General features: G+C 69.6%; 16 protein-coding genes. 9 read left to right on the top strand and 7 right to left on the bottom strand.

Annotated features, from left to right (window positions below):
- Positions 1-53: 53 nt before the first annotated feature.
- Positions 54-1622, top strand: a complete 1569-nt coding sequence (locus WT26_RS29890) for a helix-turn-helix transcriptional regulator (protein WP_080485766.1) — start codon at positions 54-56, stop codon at positions 1620-1622.
- A 130-nt stretch (positions 1623-1752) separates the two neighbouring features.
- Here WT26_RS29890 and WT26_RS29885 read toward each other — a convergent pair whose 3' ends face one another.
- Positions 1753-2733: an alpha/beta fold hydrolase gene (locus tag WT26_RS29885; RefSeq protein ID WP_069274657.1), complete on the bottom strand. Its 981-nt coding sequence runs from the start codon at positions 2731-2733 to the stop codon at positions 1753-1755.
- Positions 2734-3131: 398 nt separating this feature from the next.
- Here WT26_RS29885 and WT26_RS29880 point away from each other — a divergent pair, with 398 nt between their 5' ends.
- Entirely contained in the window at positions 3132-3557 is a 426-nt protein-coding gene (locus WT26_RS29880) for a DUF3331 domain-containing protein (RefSeq protein ID WP_069271430.1), read from the top strand.
- Positions 3558-3592: 35 nt separating this feature from the next.
- Here WT26_RS29880 and WT26_RS29875 read toward each other — a convergent pair whose 3' ends face one another.
- Positions 3593-4228, bottom strand: coding sequence for an HD domain-containing protein (locus WT26_RS29875; protein ID WP_069271429.1), 636 nt, complete (start codon positions 4226-4228; stop codon positions 3593-3595).
- A 406-nt stretch (positions 4229-4634) separates the two neighbouring features.
- On the opposite strand from WT26_RS29875, the gene WT26_RS29870 reads away from it, so the two are divergent.
- Positions 4635-7235, top strand: coding sequence for an ATP-binding protein (locus WT26_RS29870; RefSeq protein ID WP_069271428.1), 2601 nt, complete (start codon positions 4635-4637; stop codon positions 7233-7235).
- Between the two features lie 12 nt (positions 7236-7247).
- On the opposite strand, the gene WT26_RS29865 is transcribed toward WT26_RS29870, so the two are convergent.
- From WT26_RS29865 to WT26_RS29855, 3 genes are all read right to left on the bottom strand, one after another.
- Positions 7248-8156, bottom strand: coding sequence for a LysR family transcriptional regulator (locus WT26_RS29865; protein WP_045564691.1), 909 nt, complete (start codon positions 8154-8156; stop codon positions 7248-7250).
- 115 nt (positions 8157-8271) lie between these two features.
- The gene (locus tag WT26_RS29860; protein ID WP_059983127.1) at positions 8272-8514 is read right to left on the bottom strand and encodes a hypothetical protein; all 243 of its coding nucleotides are present in this window, start codon (positions 8512-8514) and stop codon (positions 8272-8274) included.
- A gap of 166 nt (positions 8515-8680) precedes the next feature.
- Positions 8681-9172: a cupin domain-containing protein gene (locus WT26_RS29855; protein ID WP_069274656.1), complete on the bottom strand. Its 492-nt coding sequence runs from the start codon at positions 9170-9172 to the stop codon at positions 8681-8683.
- A 315-nt stretch (positions 9173-9487) separates the two neighbouring features.
- Between WT26_RS29855 and WT26_RS29850 the strand changes: the two genes are divergently transcribed.
- Positions 9488-9835, top strand: coding sequence for a hypothetical protein (locus tag WT26_RS29850; RefSeq protein WP_069274655.1), 348 nt, complete (start codon positions 9488-9490; stop codon positions 9833-9835).
- Between the two features lie 23 nt (positions 9836-9858).
- On the opposite strand, the gene WT26_RS29845 is transcribed toward WT26_RS29850, so the two are convergent.
- Positions 9859-10146, bottom strand: a complete 288-nt coding sequence (locus WT26_RS29845) for a hypothetical protein (protein WP_069271427.1) — start codon at positions 10144-10146, stop codon at positions 9859-9861.
- 206 nt (positions 10147-10352) lie between these two features.
- Here WT26_RS29845 and WT26_RS29840 point away from each other — a divergent pair, with 206 nt between their 5' ends.
- Positions 10353-11510 (top strand): iron-containing alcohol dehydrogenase, encoded by a 1158-nt coding sequence (locus WT26_RS29840; RefSeq protein ID WP_059529819.1) that lies wholly within the window; start codon positions 10353-10355, stop codon positions 11508-11510.
- 37 nt (positions 11511-11547) lie between these two features.
- Here the strand turns inward: WT26_RS29840 and WT26_RS29835 are convergent, their stop codons facing one another.
- On the bottom strand, positions 11548-12537 hold the full coding sequence (locus WT26_RS29835; RefSeq protein ID WP_069274654.1) for a sulfonate ABC transporter substrate-binding protein: 990 nt from the start codon (positions 12535-12537) through the stop codon (positions 11548-11550).
- 264 nt (positions 12538-12801) lie between these two features.
- Here WT26_RS29835 and WT26_RS29830 point away from each other — a divergent pair, with 264 nt between their 5' ends.
- From WT26_RS29830 to cpaB, 4 genes are all read left to right on the top strand, one after another.
- Positions 12802-14436 (top strand): ABC transporter substrate-binding protein, encoded by a 1635-nt coding sequence (locus WT26_RS29830; RefSeq protein WP_069274653.1) that lies wholly within the window; start codon positions 12802-12804, stop codon positions 14434-14436.
- Between the two features lie 473 nt (positions 14437-14909).
- Positions 14910-15092 (top strand): Flp family type IVb pilin, encoded by a 183-nt coding sequence (locus WT26_RS29825; protein WP_069274652.1) that lies wholly within the window; start codon positions 14910-14912, stop codon positions 15090-15092.
- Positions 15093-15179: 87 nt separating this feature from the next.
- Positions 15180-15659 (top strand): A24 family peptidase, encoded by a 480-nt coding sequence (locus WT26_RS29820; RefSeq protein WP_069274651.1) that lies wholly within the window; start codon positions 15180-15182, stop codon positions 15657-15659.
- 19 nt (positions 15660-15678) lie between these two features.
- Positions 15679-16698 (top strand): Flp pilus assembly protein CpaB, encoded by a 1020-nt coding sequence (gene cpaB / locus WT26_RS29815; protein ID WP_069274650.1) that lies wholly within the window; start codon positions 15679-15681, stop codon positions 16696-16698.
- The last annotated feature ends 36 nt before the right edge of the window (positions 16699-16734 follow it).

Below are 16734 nucleotides of genomic sequence, written 5' to 3'. Positions count from 1 at the left end.
TCCGGCATTGCCGCGTTGGCCGGTTCGTCATCAAGAGGTCGCAGGGGGCAGCCATGGTCCGGATCGGGACGTTGTCGGTGGATTTCGAGCAGCGGGACCTGCGCCGGCATGGCGTGCCGCTGCGCATCGGCGCACGCGCGTTCGAGATTCTCGAGGTGCTGCATCGCGCGAACGGTTCCGTCGTGTCGAAGGACGACATCATGGACGCCGTCTGGCCCGGCGTGATCGTCGAGGAGAACCTGCTCCAGGTGCACGTCGCGGCGCTGCGCAAGCTGCTCGGCGAGAGCCGGAACCTGATCAAGACCGTACCGGGCCGGGGCTACCTGCTGGTCGCCGGCTCGCCGCCGGATTTGCGGCCGCAGGACGCACCGACGCCGCTGATCGGGCGGCAGGCCGAAATCGGGCAGGTCATCGACATGCTTGACCGGATGCCGGTCGTCACGCTGATCGGCGCCGGCGGCATCGGCAAGACGAGCGTCGCCGCGCAGGTCGCGCACGACATGCGCCGCCGCGCCCGGTGCGCCGTGCATTGGGTCGAGCTCGCGTGCGCAGCGACGCGCGACGACGTGCTGCGCGCGCTCGCGGCCGCACTTGGCGTGCCGGCGGACGGCGTGCCCGGCATCGACGCCATTGCCGACGCGATCGCCGCCTCGCGCTGCCTGCTGGTGCTGGACAACGCCGAGCACGTCGTCGACGTGGTCGCGCGCCTCGTCGAGACGCTCGCGGCGCGCACCGATACGCTGCGCATGCTCGTGACCAGCCGCGAGCCGCTGCATGTCCCGGCCGAGTGCGTGATGCGCATCGCGCCGCTCGCGGTGCCCGACCGCGACGCGTGCACCGACGCGATCGCCGGCTGTGCCGCCGTCCAGCTGTTTCTCTGCCGCGTCCGCGTGACGACCGCCGGCCGCGAGGTGGACGAAGGCGGCATCCGGCTGGCCGGAGACATCTGCCGGCGCCTCGAGGGGCTGCCGCTGGCGATCGAACTCGCGGCCGCGCGCGTCGCGACGCTCGGCATCGAAGGGGTCGCGTCGCGCCTCGACGATCGCCTGAACCTGCTGACCGGCGGCTTGCGTTCCGCGCCGCCGCGCCACCAGGCGCTGCGGGCGACGCTCGACTGGAGCCATGCGCTGCTGAATCCCGCCGCGCGTGCGCTGTTTCGGCGGCTCGGCTGCTTCAGCGGCCCGTTCACGTTCGATGACGCGCGCGCCGTGGCGACGGCGCCCGGCACGCCGCTCGTCGAGACGATCGGCGGGCTCGGCGAGCTGGTTGCGAAGTCGCTGTTGAGTGTCGAGTTTCGGGGCGCTCGCGCGCAGTACCGGCTGACCGAATCGGTCCGCGCATATGCGCTGGAGAAGCTGCGCGACGTGGGGGAATTCGAACGCGTCGCCGCGTGCCATGCGCGCCATGAGCGCGAGCAATGGGGCGTGACGGCGGCGGTCGCGCCTGACGGGGCGGGCCCGGCGTCGCAGCCGGCGGAAGGCGGCGAACGCGAACAGCCGGCCGGCGCCGGGCCGGCACCGGAAGACGCGCCGGCTTCATCGCGCATGAGCGTGTGCGGCGCGCACCTGCACGGTGGCGCGTCACGTGCCCGGTCGTGCGTGCGACCGACGCCTCGACGGTGATCGCGGCGCGGGCCATCAGGTTCTCGTGCCGGCCCGACGCGAAGCCGACGCCGCGGTTGCGCTCGCGAACGGCGTGTCGGGCATGCGGCCGGCCGGCATGGCGCGCGTCGCCACGCCGGCGCGCGGCGCGTTACGCCTTCAGGAACGCGAGCAGCTCGGCGTTGATCTTGTCGGCGTCGACGACGCACATCCCGTGCGAGCCGCCCGGGATCACCTTGAGCTGCGCCTGCTTCACGAGCTTCGCAGACAGGCGCGCCGAATTGTCGATCGGCACGATCTGGTCGTCCTCGCCATGCAGGATCAGCGTCGGCACGTCGATCTTCTTCAGGTCCTCGGTGTAGTCGACCTCGGAGAATTCCCGGATGCACTGATACTGGCCGTGGATGCCGCCCATCATCCCCTGCGCCCAGAACGCGTCGATCGTGCCCTGGGATGCCTTCGCGTTCGGCCGGTTGAAGCCGAAGAACGGCACCGCGAGATCCTTGTAGAACTGCGAACGGTTTGCGGCGACGTTCTTGCGGATGCCGTCGAACACGTCGATCGGCAGGCCGCCCGGATAGGCGGCCGTCTTCGCCATGATCGGCGGCACCGCGCTGACCAGCACCGCTTTCGCGACGCGCCGCGTGCCATGGCGGCCGATGTAGTGCGCGACTTCGCCGCCGCCCGTCGAATGGCCGACGAGCGTGGCTTCGCGCAGGTCGAGCGCGTCGAGCAGCGCCGCGAGGTCGTCGGCGTAGGTGTCCATGTCGTTGCCTTGCGACGGCTGGCCCGAGCGGCCGTGGCCGCGCCGGTCGTGCGCGATCACGCGATAGCCGTGCTGCAGCAGGAACAGCATCTGCGCGTCCCATGCGTCGGCGCACAGCGGCCAGCCGTGCGAGAAGACGACCGGGCGGCCCGTGCCCCAGTCCTTGTAGTAGATCTGCGTACCGTCTTTCGTCGTGATGGTGTTCATGGCATGGGCTCCGTGATGGGCAGAAGTGGCGGCCTGTTTCGGCGCGCCGGCGGCGGATGCCGCCGTGGGCAGCGCGGCGGCGGCGACGGCCGTCGCGCCGGCGAACAGCATGTCGCGGCGCCGGGTCGATTCGACGGCGTCGGTTTGCGTGGAACGCATTGGGTCTCCTTGAGCGTGCGGTGGAACGACACCGCATGAAACGGATGATGAAGGTGATCGGCGCGTGGCGACTTCGCCCGACGACCGGCAAGCGCCCGCCGTCGCGATGCGGTCGCGACGGATGCGAACACAGCGGGGAGCCTACACGCGAGCCCCTTGGCGTGTACTGAAGCGATCTGAATTTTCTTGAACGGGGCGTGTGCCGGATTCGAGGAATGATTCGGATTCCTGCCGGCGGTGCCGGAAGTGCCGGAAATACACGCCAGAACGATTCAGATTCGCTAAAGGACTATTCATCGCGCAGCGGCTATCGTCGATCCCGTGTCGGCTCCCGCCGCGCTGTCGGTGCCGGACCGCGACGCGAACTGGGGTTGCGCCACTTCCAAGGACACGCCGTCATGAACGAACTTAGCCGTTGGGCACGGATGATCACGCTGCTCGACCCATCCGCCGCCGCCGGCCGCGCGCTGCCGGCATCGATCCTCGACGCGAACGGCGCGGGCCGCCGCCACCGCAACGTCGCGCCGGTGCCGTCCAGCGGCGACGCGCGCCGCCGCGCCACGGTCGTCGCGGCCGAGCGGCAGACCGGCTCGTCCGTGCTGCTGTCGTGGAGCGACCCGACGCGGTTCCGCTACGACGAGCAGCGCTGGATCAGCGCGAAATCCCGGATCAGCAGTTGCTGCGCGCTGAGCGGGAAGGGGATCCGGATCGGCGACGCGGTCTACAAGCCGCAGTGGCGCGGCGCGAAGCGGCCGGCGAACAGCGCGGACATGATCCTCGCGACGGAGCTCGACGGTCTCATCGCCCGGTTGGCCCGTGGCTGAAGGCGCAGCCTTCAACCCGCAAGGCCTGCCGACGACTAGTCTTTCCAGTTCGACCCGAGCACCCGGCCGCAGAAGTTCATGCGGCGATAGTTCGGGTCGTGGCGCTCCAGCACGTCGGCGCAGACGCTGCCGAACGTCGTTGCCGCGCGCTGCGCGATGCCCTCGGCGAGCGCTTCGAGGATCAGCTCCTTGAAGCCGGCGCCGCGGGGCCATGCATGCAGCACGGCGTCGCGTTCGGCGCGGGTCACTTCATCGAAGTGCGAGCCGAACAGGTCGGTTTCGACGCCCGCGCCGAGCAGCGCCGTCAGCGGCGCCATGTGCGGATGGATGCCGAATGACGTATGCAGCGCGATCGCGCGCCAGGTCTCGGCCGTCTCGGCCGCCGGCACCCCATGCCCGTCGAGGAACGCTTGCGCGGCGTTCGCGCTGTCCACCTCGAACCGGTGGCGCGAATCCCGGTAGCGCCGGGTCAGGCCGATGTCGTGAAACAGCGCGGCGACGTACAGCAGGTCGGCGTCGAACGCCAGCGCGCGACGCCGGCCGATGAGCGACGCGAACAGGAAGACCCGCATCGCGTGCCGATACAGGAGCGCCGGCTCCTGCGCGGCCGCTGCCGCGGCCCGCGCGAGCGCGCTGTTGGGAATCCGGATGCCGGCGACGCTCTGGCCCATCGTCGGGGGGCTCATCGTGCGAACGGGGCGGTCGGTGCGTCGTTCATGTGGGCGGGCATGCTCCGAAGTCGGTGAAGGATTGCCGCCGGCGCGCGACGAGGCGGGCGCGCCGGTTTGCCGTAGCTGGCAGGCAGTCTGCCCGGCCGGTCGCCGAAAGTCCTGAGCCGAACCTGAATTGTTATGAAGCATGAAGCGTCATGCAGTGCCGAATTTTTATGCGAATTTCGAATGCCTGGCAGCCGGACGATTCAACTGAATAAAAAAGCACGCATACTTCAAAAAATTCGATTAGATTGTTCTGAATATTTAAAGCGTCGGGAAGCGCAAACAACGTAGTATGGACGTCCTGAGCGGCGGCACGTCGGGCCGGCCGCCATTGACTCATCTCCTGAAAGACCGAATCGCCATGATCCGCATTGGACCACTTCAAGTCTTTCTCGATAAACGTGAAATTCAAGCGAACGGCCAGCCGGTACGCATCGGCAGTCGCGCATTCGACATTCTCGAATTGCTGATCCTGGCGAATGGCGCGCTGGTATCGAAAGACGCCATCATGCAGCGCGTCTGGCCGCGCACCGTGGTCGAGGAAAACAATCTGCAGGTGCACATCGCCGCGCTGCGCAAGGCGCTCGCCGACCACCGCGACCTGATCGTGACCGTGCCGGGGCGCGGCTACCGGCTCGCGGTCCGCCGCCACGACGACGCGCCGGCCCCTCGGGACGAGGCGCCGCCGGCGTTGCGGCTCGCCGCTGCGGCGTCCGTGCTCATCGGCCGCGAGCGGACGATCGCCGAAGTGATCGCCGCGCTCGATGCCGCGCGCGTCGTGACGCTGGTCGGCGCGGGCGGCATCGGCAAGACCCGCGTCGCGGTCGAGGTGGCGCAGCAGGTCGCGGCGCGCTTCGCCGACGGCGTCGCGTTCGTGCCGCTGGCGGCGGTGTCGGACCCGCGCTTCGTGCCCGATGCGATCGCGGCCGCGCTCGGCATCGCGGAGCCGACCGGCACGGCCACGCTCGAAACCGTCGCCGCGCATCTGGCGGAGCGCCGGATGCTGCTCGTGTTCGACAACTGCGAGCACGTGATCGATGCCGTCGCGCAGGTCGCCGATGCGCTCGCGGACGCGCACCCGGACCTGCGCATCCTCGCGACCAGCCGCGAGGCGCTGCGCATCCGCGGCGAGTGGCTGCGTCCGGTGCCGCCCCTGAACGTGCCCGGCGATGACGACTGCGGCGATGCGATCCTGGCGACGAGCGCGGTGCAGCTGTTCGTCGCCCGCGCGCGCTCGGCGGATCAGGGCTTTCCGCTGGACCCGCGCAGCCTGCTGCTGATCGCGGCGATCTGCCGGCGCCTCGACGGCCTGCCGCTCGCGATCGAGCTTGCCGCGGCCCGCGCGGCGCTGCTGGGCGTCGAAGTGCTGGCCACCCATCTCGACGACCATTTCCGGCTGCTGACGGGCGGCTTCCGCACCGCGCTGCCGCGCCACCAGACGCTGCAGGCGATGTACGACTGGAGCTACCGCCTGCTCGGCGACCACGAGCGCATGCTGCTGCGCTGGCTCGGCGTGTTCCGCGACAGCTTCTCGCTCGAGGCGGTCGAGGACGTCGTCGAAGGGAAGGGGCTGTCGGAGACGGACATCCTCGACGCGATCGCCGGCCTCGTCTCGAAATCGCTGCTGATCCGCGAGGACGCGCACGGGGCGCCGCGCTACCGGCTGCTCGCGACGACGCGCGCCTACGCGCTGCAGCAGCTCGAGAACAATGGCGAATGCAAGGCGGCGGCGCTCGCGCACGCGCGTTTTTTCCAGGCGCTGTTCGCGCAGGCGCCGGCCGGGCGCTTCGACGCGCGGTCGGCCGCCTGGCTCGACGCCGTGCGGCACGAGCTCGGCAACCTGCGCGCCGCGCTCGACTGGGCGTTCTCGCCGGCCGGCGACAAGGCGGTCGGCATCGCGCTCGCGGCGGTGGCGGTGCCGTGCCTGTTCGACCTGGCGCTCGTCGACGAATGCTGCGAGCGGGCCCGCGTCGCGCTCGACGCAACGCTCGACCCGGACATCGCGCCGACGTCCGGCGCCACGCGGATGCCGCTGCTCGCCGCGTTCGCGCTGGCGCTGGCTTATACGGCGGGCCCGACGCAGGCGGTGCAGGCGGCGTGGTCGGAGGTGCACGCGCTCGCCGTCGCGGCGGGGGACGCCGAATACGAGCTGCGCGCGCTGTGGGGCCGGTGGAGCGCGAGCCAGCAGGCCGGCCACGCGCGCGACGCGTTGCGATGGGCGCGCCGCCTGCGCGCGCGTGCGCAGGCGCTCGACCATGCGTCGGCGCAGATGCTCGCGTTGCACGCCGAGGCGACCGCGCTTCACTACGAAGGCGCGCACGAGGCCGCGCACCGCCGGTTCCAGCAGGTGCTGAGCGTGTGCGCGTACGGCGAACGGCGCTGGCATGCGGCCGGCCTGCACCCCGAGCAAGGCATCGTCGCGCAGGCGATGTTCGCGCGCGTGCAGTGGGCGCTCGGTGCGCCGGACGAGGCGCTGGGCCTCGCGACGCAGGCGTTCGACCTCGCGTGCGACTACGCGCCCGACACCGTGATCGGCGCCGTGCTGGCCGAGGGGTTGATCCCCGTCGCGCTGCTCACGGGCGCGTTCGACGTCGCCGCGCGCGGCATCGCCGCGCTGCGCGCGTGCGCGAGCCGCGCGGGCTTCAGCGTCTGGCTCGCGTGCTGCGAATGCTATGACGAATACCTGAAGTCGGCGACCGGCGCGGGCGCGGCGTGGGCGCCGCGGTTTCGCGCCGCGCTCGACGCGCTGTCCGACACCGGCTACGGCGCGGTGCAGACGTTCCTGCTTGCGCAGTACGCACGCTGCCTGGCTGCCGACGGTCGCGCCGGCGAAGCGAAGGCCGCGCTCGAAGCGGCGTTGCAGCGCTGCGACGAAACGGGCGAACGCTGGTTCGTCGCGGAGCTCGAGCGGCTCGGCGGGACGCTCGCCGGAATCGAGCGGCCGGCGGCCGTACGCTGCTGACGACCGTTTTCGTCAGAGGCTTTCGGTGAACCGCTCGATCAGGTCCGGGCGGTCGAACTGCTCGATCCACCAGCCGAGCGCGCGGCCGATCTCGTCGTCGCGCCATGCGAGGAAGCACTGCGTGACGTCCCGCATCCCGTTGACCTTGCGGGTGATCAGCCGGCCGTCCGCGATCGCGCGCTCGGCGATGCACTCGGGCAGCGAGCCGACGCCGAGGCCCTCGCATTGCGCGGCGACCTTGGCGGCGAGGCTCGACACCGCGAGCACCTGCTGGCCGGGCTCGACGTCGATCGACCACGGCGCCAGCGCGCGCGACGTATCGCTGATGACGATGCGCCGGTGCCGCGCGACGTCCGCCATCGCCAGCGGCTCGGGCTCGGCCGCGAGCGGGTGGTGCGGCGCGATCGCGAACACGTGCCGCATTTCGCCGATCGGGCGCGTGACGATGTTCGCGAGCGGCGGCGGCTCGCCCGGCGCGCCGACGATCAGGTCGGCGCGGCGAGTGATCAGCGCGTCCCAGGAGCCGCCGAGCACTTCGGTCGACAGGCGCAGGCGCGTATCCATGTTCAGCTTGTCGAATGCGTGCACATAGGGCCACAGCGCCGCGAACGGCATGATCTCGTCGATGCAGATGCGCAGCTCGGCTTCCCATCCCGACTGGATCCGCTGCGCCCTCATTTCGAGCTGGCCGGCGGCGAACAGCAGCCGCCGGCCTTCGTCGACGACCACTCGGCCGGCTTGCGTGAGCTTCGCGCGGCGGCCGCTGCGATCGAACAGCACGACGCCAAGATCGCTTTCGAGCTTCTGGACGAGATAGGTGAGCGCCGACGGGACGCGGTGCAGCAGCTCGGCCGCTTCGGCGAACGTGCCGGTGCGATCGATCGCATCCAGTGCCTCGAGCGCCTCGAAGGAAAGCTTCATCAGGGGATTCCCATGGAAAAGAGGTGCGCCCGTCCGACGGGCGCGTCAGTCGCCGTGTTGTACACGCGGTTGGGAAAAAAGTCGAGGCGTCGGGGCGGACCGGCTGCGAACGCGTTCACAGCCCTCGCAGGCTGCGTTCGAGCCGATCCAGTTCGGGCGGCGACGTCGCACGCGAGCGGCGAGGTGATTGACCGGCGACGGTCGAGCCCTCGGTTCTCCGCCATGCGATTGCGTAGATGCCGTCGGCGACCGGTTGCCACGTGTATGTCGCTTCGGCAGGCGCGGGCGCGCGGATGCCTTCGGCGAGGTGATCGCCGGCCCCGCTGCGGCACGGCTGGCGGTCGATCGGTGCGTTCATGTTGACGAGCTCCTGCGAAGGCGTCCCGGTGGGCCGGTTCGAACGCGTTGGCGGTGCGTTCGACGGGACCGAGTGTGCCCGCTTTGGTCTCGAGTGAACACGGCGTCAAAAGCGAAATCCTTTTGACTTGAAATCAAGAATCAGGCGCGCCCGGCGGCGTGCATCGTCATGCCGCCGGTGATCCGGTGCGCGAGTCGCCGGACGCCGGATAAGGCGTGCCGTCCTTGTGCAGGAACCGGCCGTCGCGGCTCGGGCTCATCATGTCGATGTCGGAGCAGGTGATCACGTCGTCCGGCGAGCGCGAGCCGACCTCGAGATAGACGGCCATCGCCCCCGACTTGTTGATCAGGTGATGGCCGTTGCCGGCGTTCTTCGGAAACGCCGCGCAGTCGCCCGCGCGCAGCACGGTTTCGCCGTCGTCCTCGATCAGCGTCAGCTCGCCTGCGAGGACATAGACGAATTCGTCCTCGGCCGTATGCCAATGACGCTGGCTCGACCAGTTGCCGGGCGGCACGCGCATCAGGTTGACGCCGAAGTCGGCGAGCCCGCCGGCATCGCCGAGCCGCTGGCGAATGCGCTCGGCGCAGCGGGCATCGAACGGCGGCGGATAGCCGGAGCCCTTGCGCTCCGGGACATTGGCGAGATCGATCTTGGGCATGGACGGCTCCTCGATGTCACGCGGGCAACGCGCGTGGCGTCGATTGTAGGCGCGATTGTGGGTGCGACTGTGGGTGGTCTCCGGCCCGCGTCTCAAAGGGCCACGACCTTGCGCCCATGACCTCGCGCGTGACTTTCGATCTATCGGCGCGATGGCTGCCGCTCGACACAATGGGACATCGCCGAATCGACATGCCGAGGTTGCCGACCTGTCGGCCAATCATCCGGCGGTGCTCGCCGCGGTGATACGAGGGTGCCCGGGCGAACCGCCGTTGTTTCAATACGGGTCCGTGCGGATCAATCAGGAGGGCAAATCATGTTCAAGCGTTCCATTACGCAGTATCTGTATGTGATGCCGGTGCTGTTCGCCATGGTGGGGCATGCACAAGCCGAGGGGTGCAATTTTTCGCCCCGCTATGAAGACGAAGGGGGGCTGAGCGGTTGGCCCGCCAGGATACGGAATTCGAGCGACGCGGCGCTACGTCACGCATTCCAGAACAATGCGTGCACCTTCATCATGGGGGAGCACTCGGGTGGATACGTACCCAAAGGTGCGCCCAACAGCAGGCATATCACGGTGCGCCGAAACGGGAGGACTTGCCACGTATTCAAGAAGCACTCCAACCTTCGGTGGGACGCCCGTTATCCCACGACCTGTTTTTGACGATGCGTGTTCACGGCGACGCGTTATCCGGGCAATTGCACGCCCGCGTCGCCGTCGGCCAGCGCGCACGCCAGCCCGCCGAGCCGGATCAACGCGTCGCGGCGGCGTGCATCGAGCTTCTCCCCGCAATTCAGCCGAACGTGATGCGCGAACGCATCGTCGACCGCGAACAGCGGCCCCGGCGCAAACGTGATGCCCGCTTCGAACGCGAGCTGGTAGAGCGCCATGCTCGGCACGCGATCCGGCAGCCGGACCCACGGCAGGTAGCCGCCGTTCGACGCGCGAGCCCGACGCCGAAGCCGGTCCCGCATGCGCGACGTGCTTCGCCAGGATCGCCAGCGCTTGCTGTCGCTCCTGGCCCTGGCGAAGCGTTAGCGCACCGCGAACGCACTTGACGCCCATCGGGAAACGCCGCATCTTCAGCGGATCGGTTCGAGCAGGATTATTCCGCTGCGCGATCGCCGCGACTTGAGCCGCCACATTGCATCGGCGCGGCACCCCATCAAGGAGACACCCGATGAACCCGTTTCAATTCCGTACCGTGCCGACGCAAGTCGTCGAATTCGGCGCCGCGCGCCGGCTCGGCGCATTGTTGCGTGAACGCTTTCCGGCGCTCGTGCGGCTGTGCGTCGTCACCGATGCGTTCCTGCATCGCAGCGGCGTGCTCGCGCCGGCGCTGGAGAGCCTCGCCGCGCACGGCTGGCAGGTCACCGTGATCGACGACGTGATCGCCGATCCGCCCGAGCACGTGGTGCTGGACGCAACCGAGCGGGCCGTCGCGGCCGATGCGGAGATCGTGCTCGGCCTGGGCGGCGGATCGTCGATGGACGTCGCGAAGCTGATCGCGGTGCTCGCGCCCGGGCAGCAGGCGCTGGCCGACATGTACGGCGTCGACAAGGTCGCGAGCGTGCGGCTGCCGCTCGTGCAGATGCCGACGACGGCCGGTACGGGCTCCGAAGTGACGGCCGTGTCGATCGTCACGGTCGGCGAGGCGCGCAAGATGGGCGTCGTGTCGCCGCACCTGTTCGCGGATGTCGCGGTCCTCGACGCGGAACTGACGCTCGGCCTGCCGCGCGCGGCGACGGCCGCGACGGGTATCGACGCGATGGTGCATGCGATCGAGGCCTACACGTCCGCGCGGCTGAAGAACCCGGTATCCGACATGCTGGCCGTGCACGCGCTGACGCTGCTGTCACGCAACCTGCTCGCGGCGTGCGACGACGGCCACGACCGCCACGCGCGCGAGGCGATGCTGGTCGGCGCGATGTTCGCGGGGCAGGCGTTCGCGAATGCGCCGGTCGCGGCCGTGCATGCGCTGGCCTATCCGGTCGGCGGGATCTTCCATGTGCCGCACGGGCTGTCGAATGCGCTCGTGCTGCCGCACGTGCTGCGTTTCAACGCACCGGCCGCCGCACCGCTGTATGCGGAACTCGCGGCGATCGTCGCGCCGTCGGCGTCGGGCAGCGACGAAGCGCGTACGCACGCGCTGATCGGCGAGATCGACCGGCTGATCGCCGCGACGGGCATTCCGCGCACGCTGCGCGAGGTCGGCATCGGCGAGGGCGACCTGCCGAGGATGGCGTCGGACGCGATGTTGCAGACGCGCCTGCTCGTGAACAATCCGCGCGAGGTGACGGAGGCCGACGCGCTGGAGATTTACCGGCAGGCGTGGTGACGCGTGCCGGCGCGGGCGGCTACCCGTTGCGCCGCGCTCAGCGCGCGTTCGCGACCGTCACCCTGGCCGGAATCAGCTTCAGTGCGCTGAACGCGTCGGCGATGTTCTGCTGATACGCGAGCGTCGCATCGCTGATCGGCTGCACGCCGTAGCCGGCGCGCTTGAGCGCGACTTCGAGCGTCGGCGCGTCGAGGCCGACGAGCGGCGACAGTTGCGTGGCGACTTCCGTCACATGGTCGCGTGCCCAGCGGTCGACCGCGTCGACTTCGTCGAGCAGCGCGCGCAGCACCTGCGGATGAGCGGCCGCGTATTTTCGTGCGGCGAGGTAGTACTGCGTATTGCGCACGAGCCCTTCGCCGTTCGCGATCACGCGCGCGCCGATCTGCCGCTCGGCGGCGGCCAGGTAAGGATCCCAGATCACCCACGCGTCGACGTTGCGCTGCACGAACGCGGCGCGCGCGTCGGCGGGCGTCAGGTAGATCGGCTGGATGTCGGCGTAGGTCAGGCCCGCGTGTTCGAGCGCCTTCACGAGCAGGTAGTGGACGTTCGAACCCTTGTTGAACGCAACCTTCTTGCCGCGCAGCTGCGCGACGTTGCGGATCGGCGAATCGGGCAGCACGACGATCGCCTCGCCCTGCGGCGCGGGCGGCTCGTTGCCGATGTAGACGAAATCGACGCCGCCCGCCTGCGCGAAGATCGGCGGCGTCTCGCCGACCGTGCCGACGTCGATCGCGCCGGCGTTCAGGCCCTCGAGCAATTGCGGGCCGGCCGGAAATTCGAGCCATTGCACCGTGACGCCCTGGCTCGCGAGCCGCTTCTCCAGCGTGCCGCGTGCCTTGAGCACGACGAAGTTGCCGTATTTCTGGAAGCCGACGCGCAGCCGCGTGCCGCTGTCTTGCGCGTGGGCGGGCAGGCCGGCGAGCGGGCCGAGCGCGAGCCCGGCCAGCCCGGCGGCCGCGCCTTGCAGCAGCCGGCGGCGGCGCGCATCGGCCGGGGCGGTGTCGATCGGGGTGTGACGTTTGCTCATCGGGCAGCCTCGGGGCAGGGAAGCGGAAGCGCAGCGGGTTGACGGTGCACTCCACGCCGGACGGACCCACGACTTTACGTCGACAGGCGTGGCGCGCCAACCAATCTTTGCGCATATCGAAAGCAGCGAATCGGCGAACGCGCCGGCGCTTTCCACCGCTTGCCGCTGCGATAAGCAATGGCGAATTAATTGGTAAGCGATCGGCGTCGCGAGCGCGAAGATGAAGCGCAGTCCATTGCGCCTTCTCTCACCGCCATCGCCATCATGAAGACTCCTTTCGTTTCGTCCGTCGCGCGTCGGCTCCGGCTCGGCCTGCTCGCCGGCGCGCTGGGCGCGCTCGCGGCGTCGCACGCGCTTGCCGCGCCCGCCGGCAAGACGCTCGTGTATTGCACCGAAGGCAGCCCGGCCGGCTTCGATCCGGGCCAGCACACCACGAGCACCGATTTCGACGCGAGTACGTTCACGATCTACAACGGGCTCGTGCAGTTCAGGCGCGGCACGCTCGATCTCGAACCGGCGCTCGCGACGAGCTGGGACGTGTCGCCTGACCAGCGTACGATCACGTTCCATCTGCGGCGCGGCGTGAAGTTCCAGACGACCGCGTGGTTCAAGCCGACGCGGCCGTTCCAGGCCGACGATGTCGTGTTCACGTTCCGCCGGATGCTCGATCGAGACGATCCGTTCCGCAAGGCGTACGCGGTCAGCTTCCCGTATTTCAGCGACCTCGGGTTCGACCGCAACATCGAGCGCATCGACAAGGTCGACGATTACACGGTGCGCTTCGTGCTGAAGACGCCCGACGTCGTGTTCGTGCGCAATCTCGCGATGGCGTTCGCGTCGATCCTGTCGGCCGAGTACGCGTCGCAGCTCGCGGCGCGTCACCGCGAGGCCGACATCAACCAGTTCCCGGTCGGCACGGGGCCGTTCCTGCTGCGCACGTACCAGAAGGACGCGCTGATCCGCTACGACGCGAACCCGGACTACTGGAAGCCGGACGACGTGAAGCTCGCCCATCTCGTGTTCGCGATCACGCCCGATCCGGCGACGCGGCTACACAAGCTCGCGAGCGGTGAATGCCAGGTATCGGTGTTTCCGCGCCCGGCCGATCTCGAGACGGTGAGGCGCGACCCGAAGCTGTCGTTGTTCTCGGGGATGGGTTTCAACGTCGGCTTCGTCGCGTACAACACGCAGCATGCGCCGCTCGATCGCGTCGACGTGCGGCGTGCGCTCGACATCGCGATCGACAAGTCGGCGATCGTGAAGACCGTGTTCAACGGCGACGCGAAGGTCGCGACGAACCCGATGCCGCCCGCGCAATGGTCGTACAACCCGCGCCTGAAGGATGCGCCGCGCGATCCGGCGGCCGCGAAGGCGCTGCTCGCGCAGGCCGGTTTCCCGAACGGCTTCGACCTCACGCTGTGGGCGATGCCCGTGCAGCGCCCGTACAACCCGAATGCGCAGCTGATGGCGCAGCTGATCCAGCAGGACTGGGCGAAGATCGGCGTGCGCGCGAAGATCGTCAGCTACGAATGGGGCGAATACAACCGTCGCGCGAAGCTCGAAGGGCAGCACGACGCGATCCTGTACGGCTGGTCGGGCGACAACGGCGATCCCGACAACTGGCTCGGCACGCTGCTCGGCTGCGACGCGGTGCACGGCAGCAATCTCGCGAAATGGTGCAACCAGGATTTCGAACGGCTGATCGACCAGGCGCGCGCGCAAGCCGACGTCGCGAAGCGCACGGCGCTGTACGAACAGGCGCAGGTCGTGTTCAAGGACCAGGTGCCGTTCACGCCGATCGCGACGTCGATCGTGTCGCTGCCCGTGTCGAAGCGCGTGCACGGGCTCACGTTCTCGCCGCTCGGCGGCCACCGCTTCGACGGGGTCTGGCTGGATTGACGTAAAGGCAGCAAAACCCGCATAAAAAATCGATCCGGATTCGTCGTTTTTACCGGGTTGTGCGAGTGCATCGGTAATAAATCGACGCCGACGCGCGAGCCCGAAAATTCAATGAAAATCGACATGCTGCTTGCGCGAGGTGAACAGCCGATTCGCCCGTGAAGGGGCGCGCACGCGCCCGATCAACGATCCGGAATTTCGTTGCTTCACGAGAAACAATTGCGGCGCAATGACACATTGTTTGATTGTTACGGGGTGCTATCCATAAATGCACTCCGACGCCAAATCATTTGAATTCGCCTGGAAAATTGTCTATACCCTAGACGAATCAGGTCGTCGGCAAGGTGCCTGCCGGCGGCGCAGCGATCGAATTGACTCCGGGGATGCGAGCGGCCCGATGTGAGGGCCGTCGGAGTCACGCAACGCCGTGACGTTCAACGGTCGATCTCCGACCCCCTTGCAAGGAGGTTGCCATGCTGCAATACGTCAAGTCCCTGCTGCGTGACGAACGCGGCGTCAGCTCGCTCGAATACGCAGTGCTGGCCGGCATCGTCGTGGTCGCGCTGGCGGCGGTCGGCGTGATCCTCAGCAGCACGTCGAGCGGCTTGCCGAGCCTGTTCACCGCGCTGATCACGAAAGTGACCGGCCTGATCTGATTCCCTGACCCCGCGCCGCCGACGCACACGGATCCGCAGCAGTCGAATGTATCTCGCGCGGAGGCGCGCCGACGGACGGCTCCGCTCATGCTCTATCTCGTGCAGTCGGTGGCCACGGTCCTGCTGGCTTCGCTCGCCGCGCAGGATCTGCGCGACCGGCGGCTGTCCAATCGCGTGGTGCTCGCGTTCGGGGCGCTGTATTTCGTCGCGGCGGCGCTCGCGCGCGACGGCTTCGCGCCGCTGGCCGGGCATGTCGCGGCCGGCGCGACGATGCTGCTGCTGTTCGGCGCGATGCGCCACGCGGGCTGGATCGGCGGAGGCGACGTCAAGCTCGCGGCGGCGGTATGCCTGTGGGCCGGCCCGGCGCTGGCCGTCCCGGTGCTGACGATCGTCGGCGCGGGCGGCCTTGCGTGCGGCGTCGCGGCGCTCGCGGCCGACGCGCGGCAGCGCCGCACCGCGCCCGCGCGTCCCGTCGCGACGCGCGGCGTGCCGTACGGCGTGGCGCTCGCGCTCGGCGGCACGCTGGCCGTCTGGGCGTCGTTTGCGCACGCCGCCACGTTCACTTAGCCGGGGGACGCACGCCGCCATGCCCAAACCGCTGAGACTGGCCGTGCTCGTCGTTGCCGCCGGCATCGGTGCGTTCATCCTGCGCGAGCTGTACGTCGCCGCGTCCACCACCAAGGCGCCCGTCGAGTCCGCGCAGGCGCGCGTGCGGGTCGCCGCCGCCGACCTGCCGGAAGGGCTGCTGCTGCGCGACAACGATCTCGCGTGGAAGCGCATGCCGCGCGCGCAGGTGCCGGCCGGCGCGTTCGTCGAGTCGCAGCCGGGCGCGGACCTGAAGGGCGCGCTGCTGCGCAACCACGTGGGCGCGGGCGCACCGATTCGCGTCGAGAACGTGATTCCGGCCGGCGCACCGGATTTTCTCGCGGCCGCGCTGCAACCCGGCATGCGGGCGATCTCGGTGCCGGTCGACGACGTGTCGGGCAACGCGGGGCTGATCCAGCCGGGCGACTTCGTCGACGTGTTGCTGACGCAGCAGATCGGCGGCTCGGCGACGTCGCCGGGCACGTTCGAAGCGGAGACGGTGGTGCGGCGCGCGCGCGTGCTCGCGGTCGGTTCCGAATTCCAGCGCGCGAAGGTGCCCGCCAGCGGCGCGGACGCGACCGTCCACGCGCGCACGGTCACGCTCGAGGTTGCGCCGCGCACCGCTCAGGTCGTGCTGGTGGCAACCCGCCTCGGCTCGCTGTCGCTCGCGCTGCGCAGTTTCGCGACGAGCGACCGCCGGCAGCCGGCGGGCGGCGACGAGCAGGAGGCCGATACCCAGCCGGTGTGGGCCGGCGACGTGTCGCGCGCGTTCCGCGACGCGACGCGCGCGCCGGGCGCCGCGCCGGATGCCGGCGCGCGGCTGCCCCGGCAGAACAATACGGTGGTGATCTACCGCGGCTCGACGGTCGACGACGGGGCGCGCGGTGGCGGCATCGGCGTGGCCGGCGTGCCGCCGCTGCCGTCCGGGCTGCCGGGCCTGCCCGGCGTATCGAACGGCGCGTCGAACGGCGGCAACCTCGCCGCGCAGGCGCCGCAGCCGCCGGGGACGGCCACGCAGTGACGGATCGGACCGGCCGCGCGGCGGCCGGCATTTGGG

The organism is Burkholderia cepacia (assembly GCF_001718835.1).
In the GTDB taxonomy this organism is placed as follows: Bacteria; Pseudomonadota; Gammaproteobacteria; order Burkholderiales; family Burkholderiaceae; genus Burkholderia; species Burkholderia cepacia_F.
This window is presented reverse-complemented; position numbering and strand designations above follow the sequence as displayed.

Excerpts from the sequence above, each read along its gene's own strand:
- WT26_RS29890 (WP_080485766.1), top strand. The coding sequence starts at position 54 with ATGGTCCGGATCGGGACGTTGTCGGTGGATTTCGAGCAGCGGGACCTG.
- WT26_RS29885 (WP_069274657.1), bottom strand. The coding sequence starts at position 2,733 with ATGCGTTCCACGCAAACCGACGCCGTCGAATCGACCCGGCGCCGCGAC.
- WT26_RS29880 (WP_069271430.1), top strand. The coding sequence starts at position 3,132 with ATGAACGAACTTAGCCGTTGGGCACGGATGATCACGCTGCTCGACCCA.
- WT26_RS29875 (WP_069271429.1), bottom strand. The coding sequence starts at position 4,228 with ATGGGCCAGAGCGTCGCCGGCATCCGGATTCCCAACAGCGCGCTCGCG.
- WT26_RS29870 (WP_069271428.1), top strand. The coding sequence starts at position 4,635 with ATGATCCGCATTGGACCACTTCAAGTCTTTCTCGATAAACGTGAAATT.
- WT26_RS29865 (WP_045564691.1), bottom strand. The coding sequence starts at position 8,156 with ATGAAGCTTTCCTTCGAGGCGCTCGAGGCACTGGATGCGATCGATCGC.
- WT26_RS29860 (WP_059983127.1), bottom strand. The coding sequence starts at position 8,514 with ATGAACGCACCGATCGACCGCCAGCCGTGCCGCAGCGGGGCCGGCGAT.
- WT26_RS29855 (WP_069274656.1), bottom strand. The coding sequence starts at position 9,172 with ATGCCCAAGATCGATCTCGCCAATGTCCCGGAGCGCAAGGGCTCCGGC.
- WT26_RS29850 (WP_069274655.1), top strand. The coding sequence starts at position 9,488 with ATGTTCAAGCGTTCCATTACGCAGTATCTGTATGTGATGCCGGTGCTG.
- WT26_RS29845 (WP_069271427.1), bottom strand. The coding sequence starts at position 10,146 with ATGCGGGACCGGCTTCGGCGTCGGGCTCGCGCGTCGAACGGCGGCTAC.
- WT26_RS29840 (WP_059529819.1), top strand. The coding sequence starts at position 10,353 with ATGAACCCGTTTCAATTCCGTACCGTGCCGACGCAAGTCGTCGAATTC.
- WT26_RS29835 (WP_069274654.1), bottom strand. The coding sequence starts at position 12,537 with ATGAGCAAACGTCACACCCCGATCGACACCGCCCCGGCCGATGCGCGC.
- WT26_RS29830 (WP_069274653.1), top strand. The coding sequence starts at position 12,802 with ATGAAGACTCCTTTCGTTTCGTCCGTCGCGCGTCGGCTCCGGCTCGGC.
- WT26_RS29825 (WP_069274652.1), top strand. The coding sequence starts at position 14,910 with ATGCTGCAATACGTCAAGTCCCTGCTGCGTGACGAACGCGGCGTCAGC.
- WT26_RS29820 (WP_069274651.1), top strand. The coding sequence starts at position 15,180 with ATGCTCTATCTCGTGCAGTCGGTGGCCACGGTCCTGCTGGCTTCGCTC.
- cpaB (WP_069274650.1), top strand. The coding sequence starts at position 15,679 with ATGCCCAAACCGCTGAGACTGGCCGTGCTCGTCGTTGCCGCCGGCATC.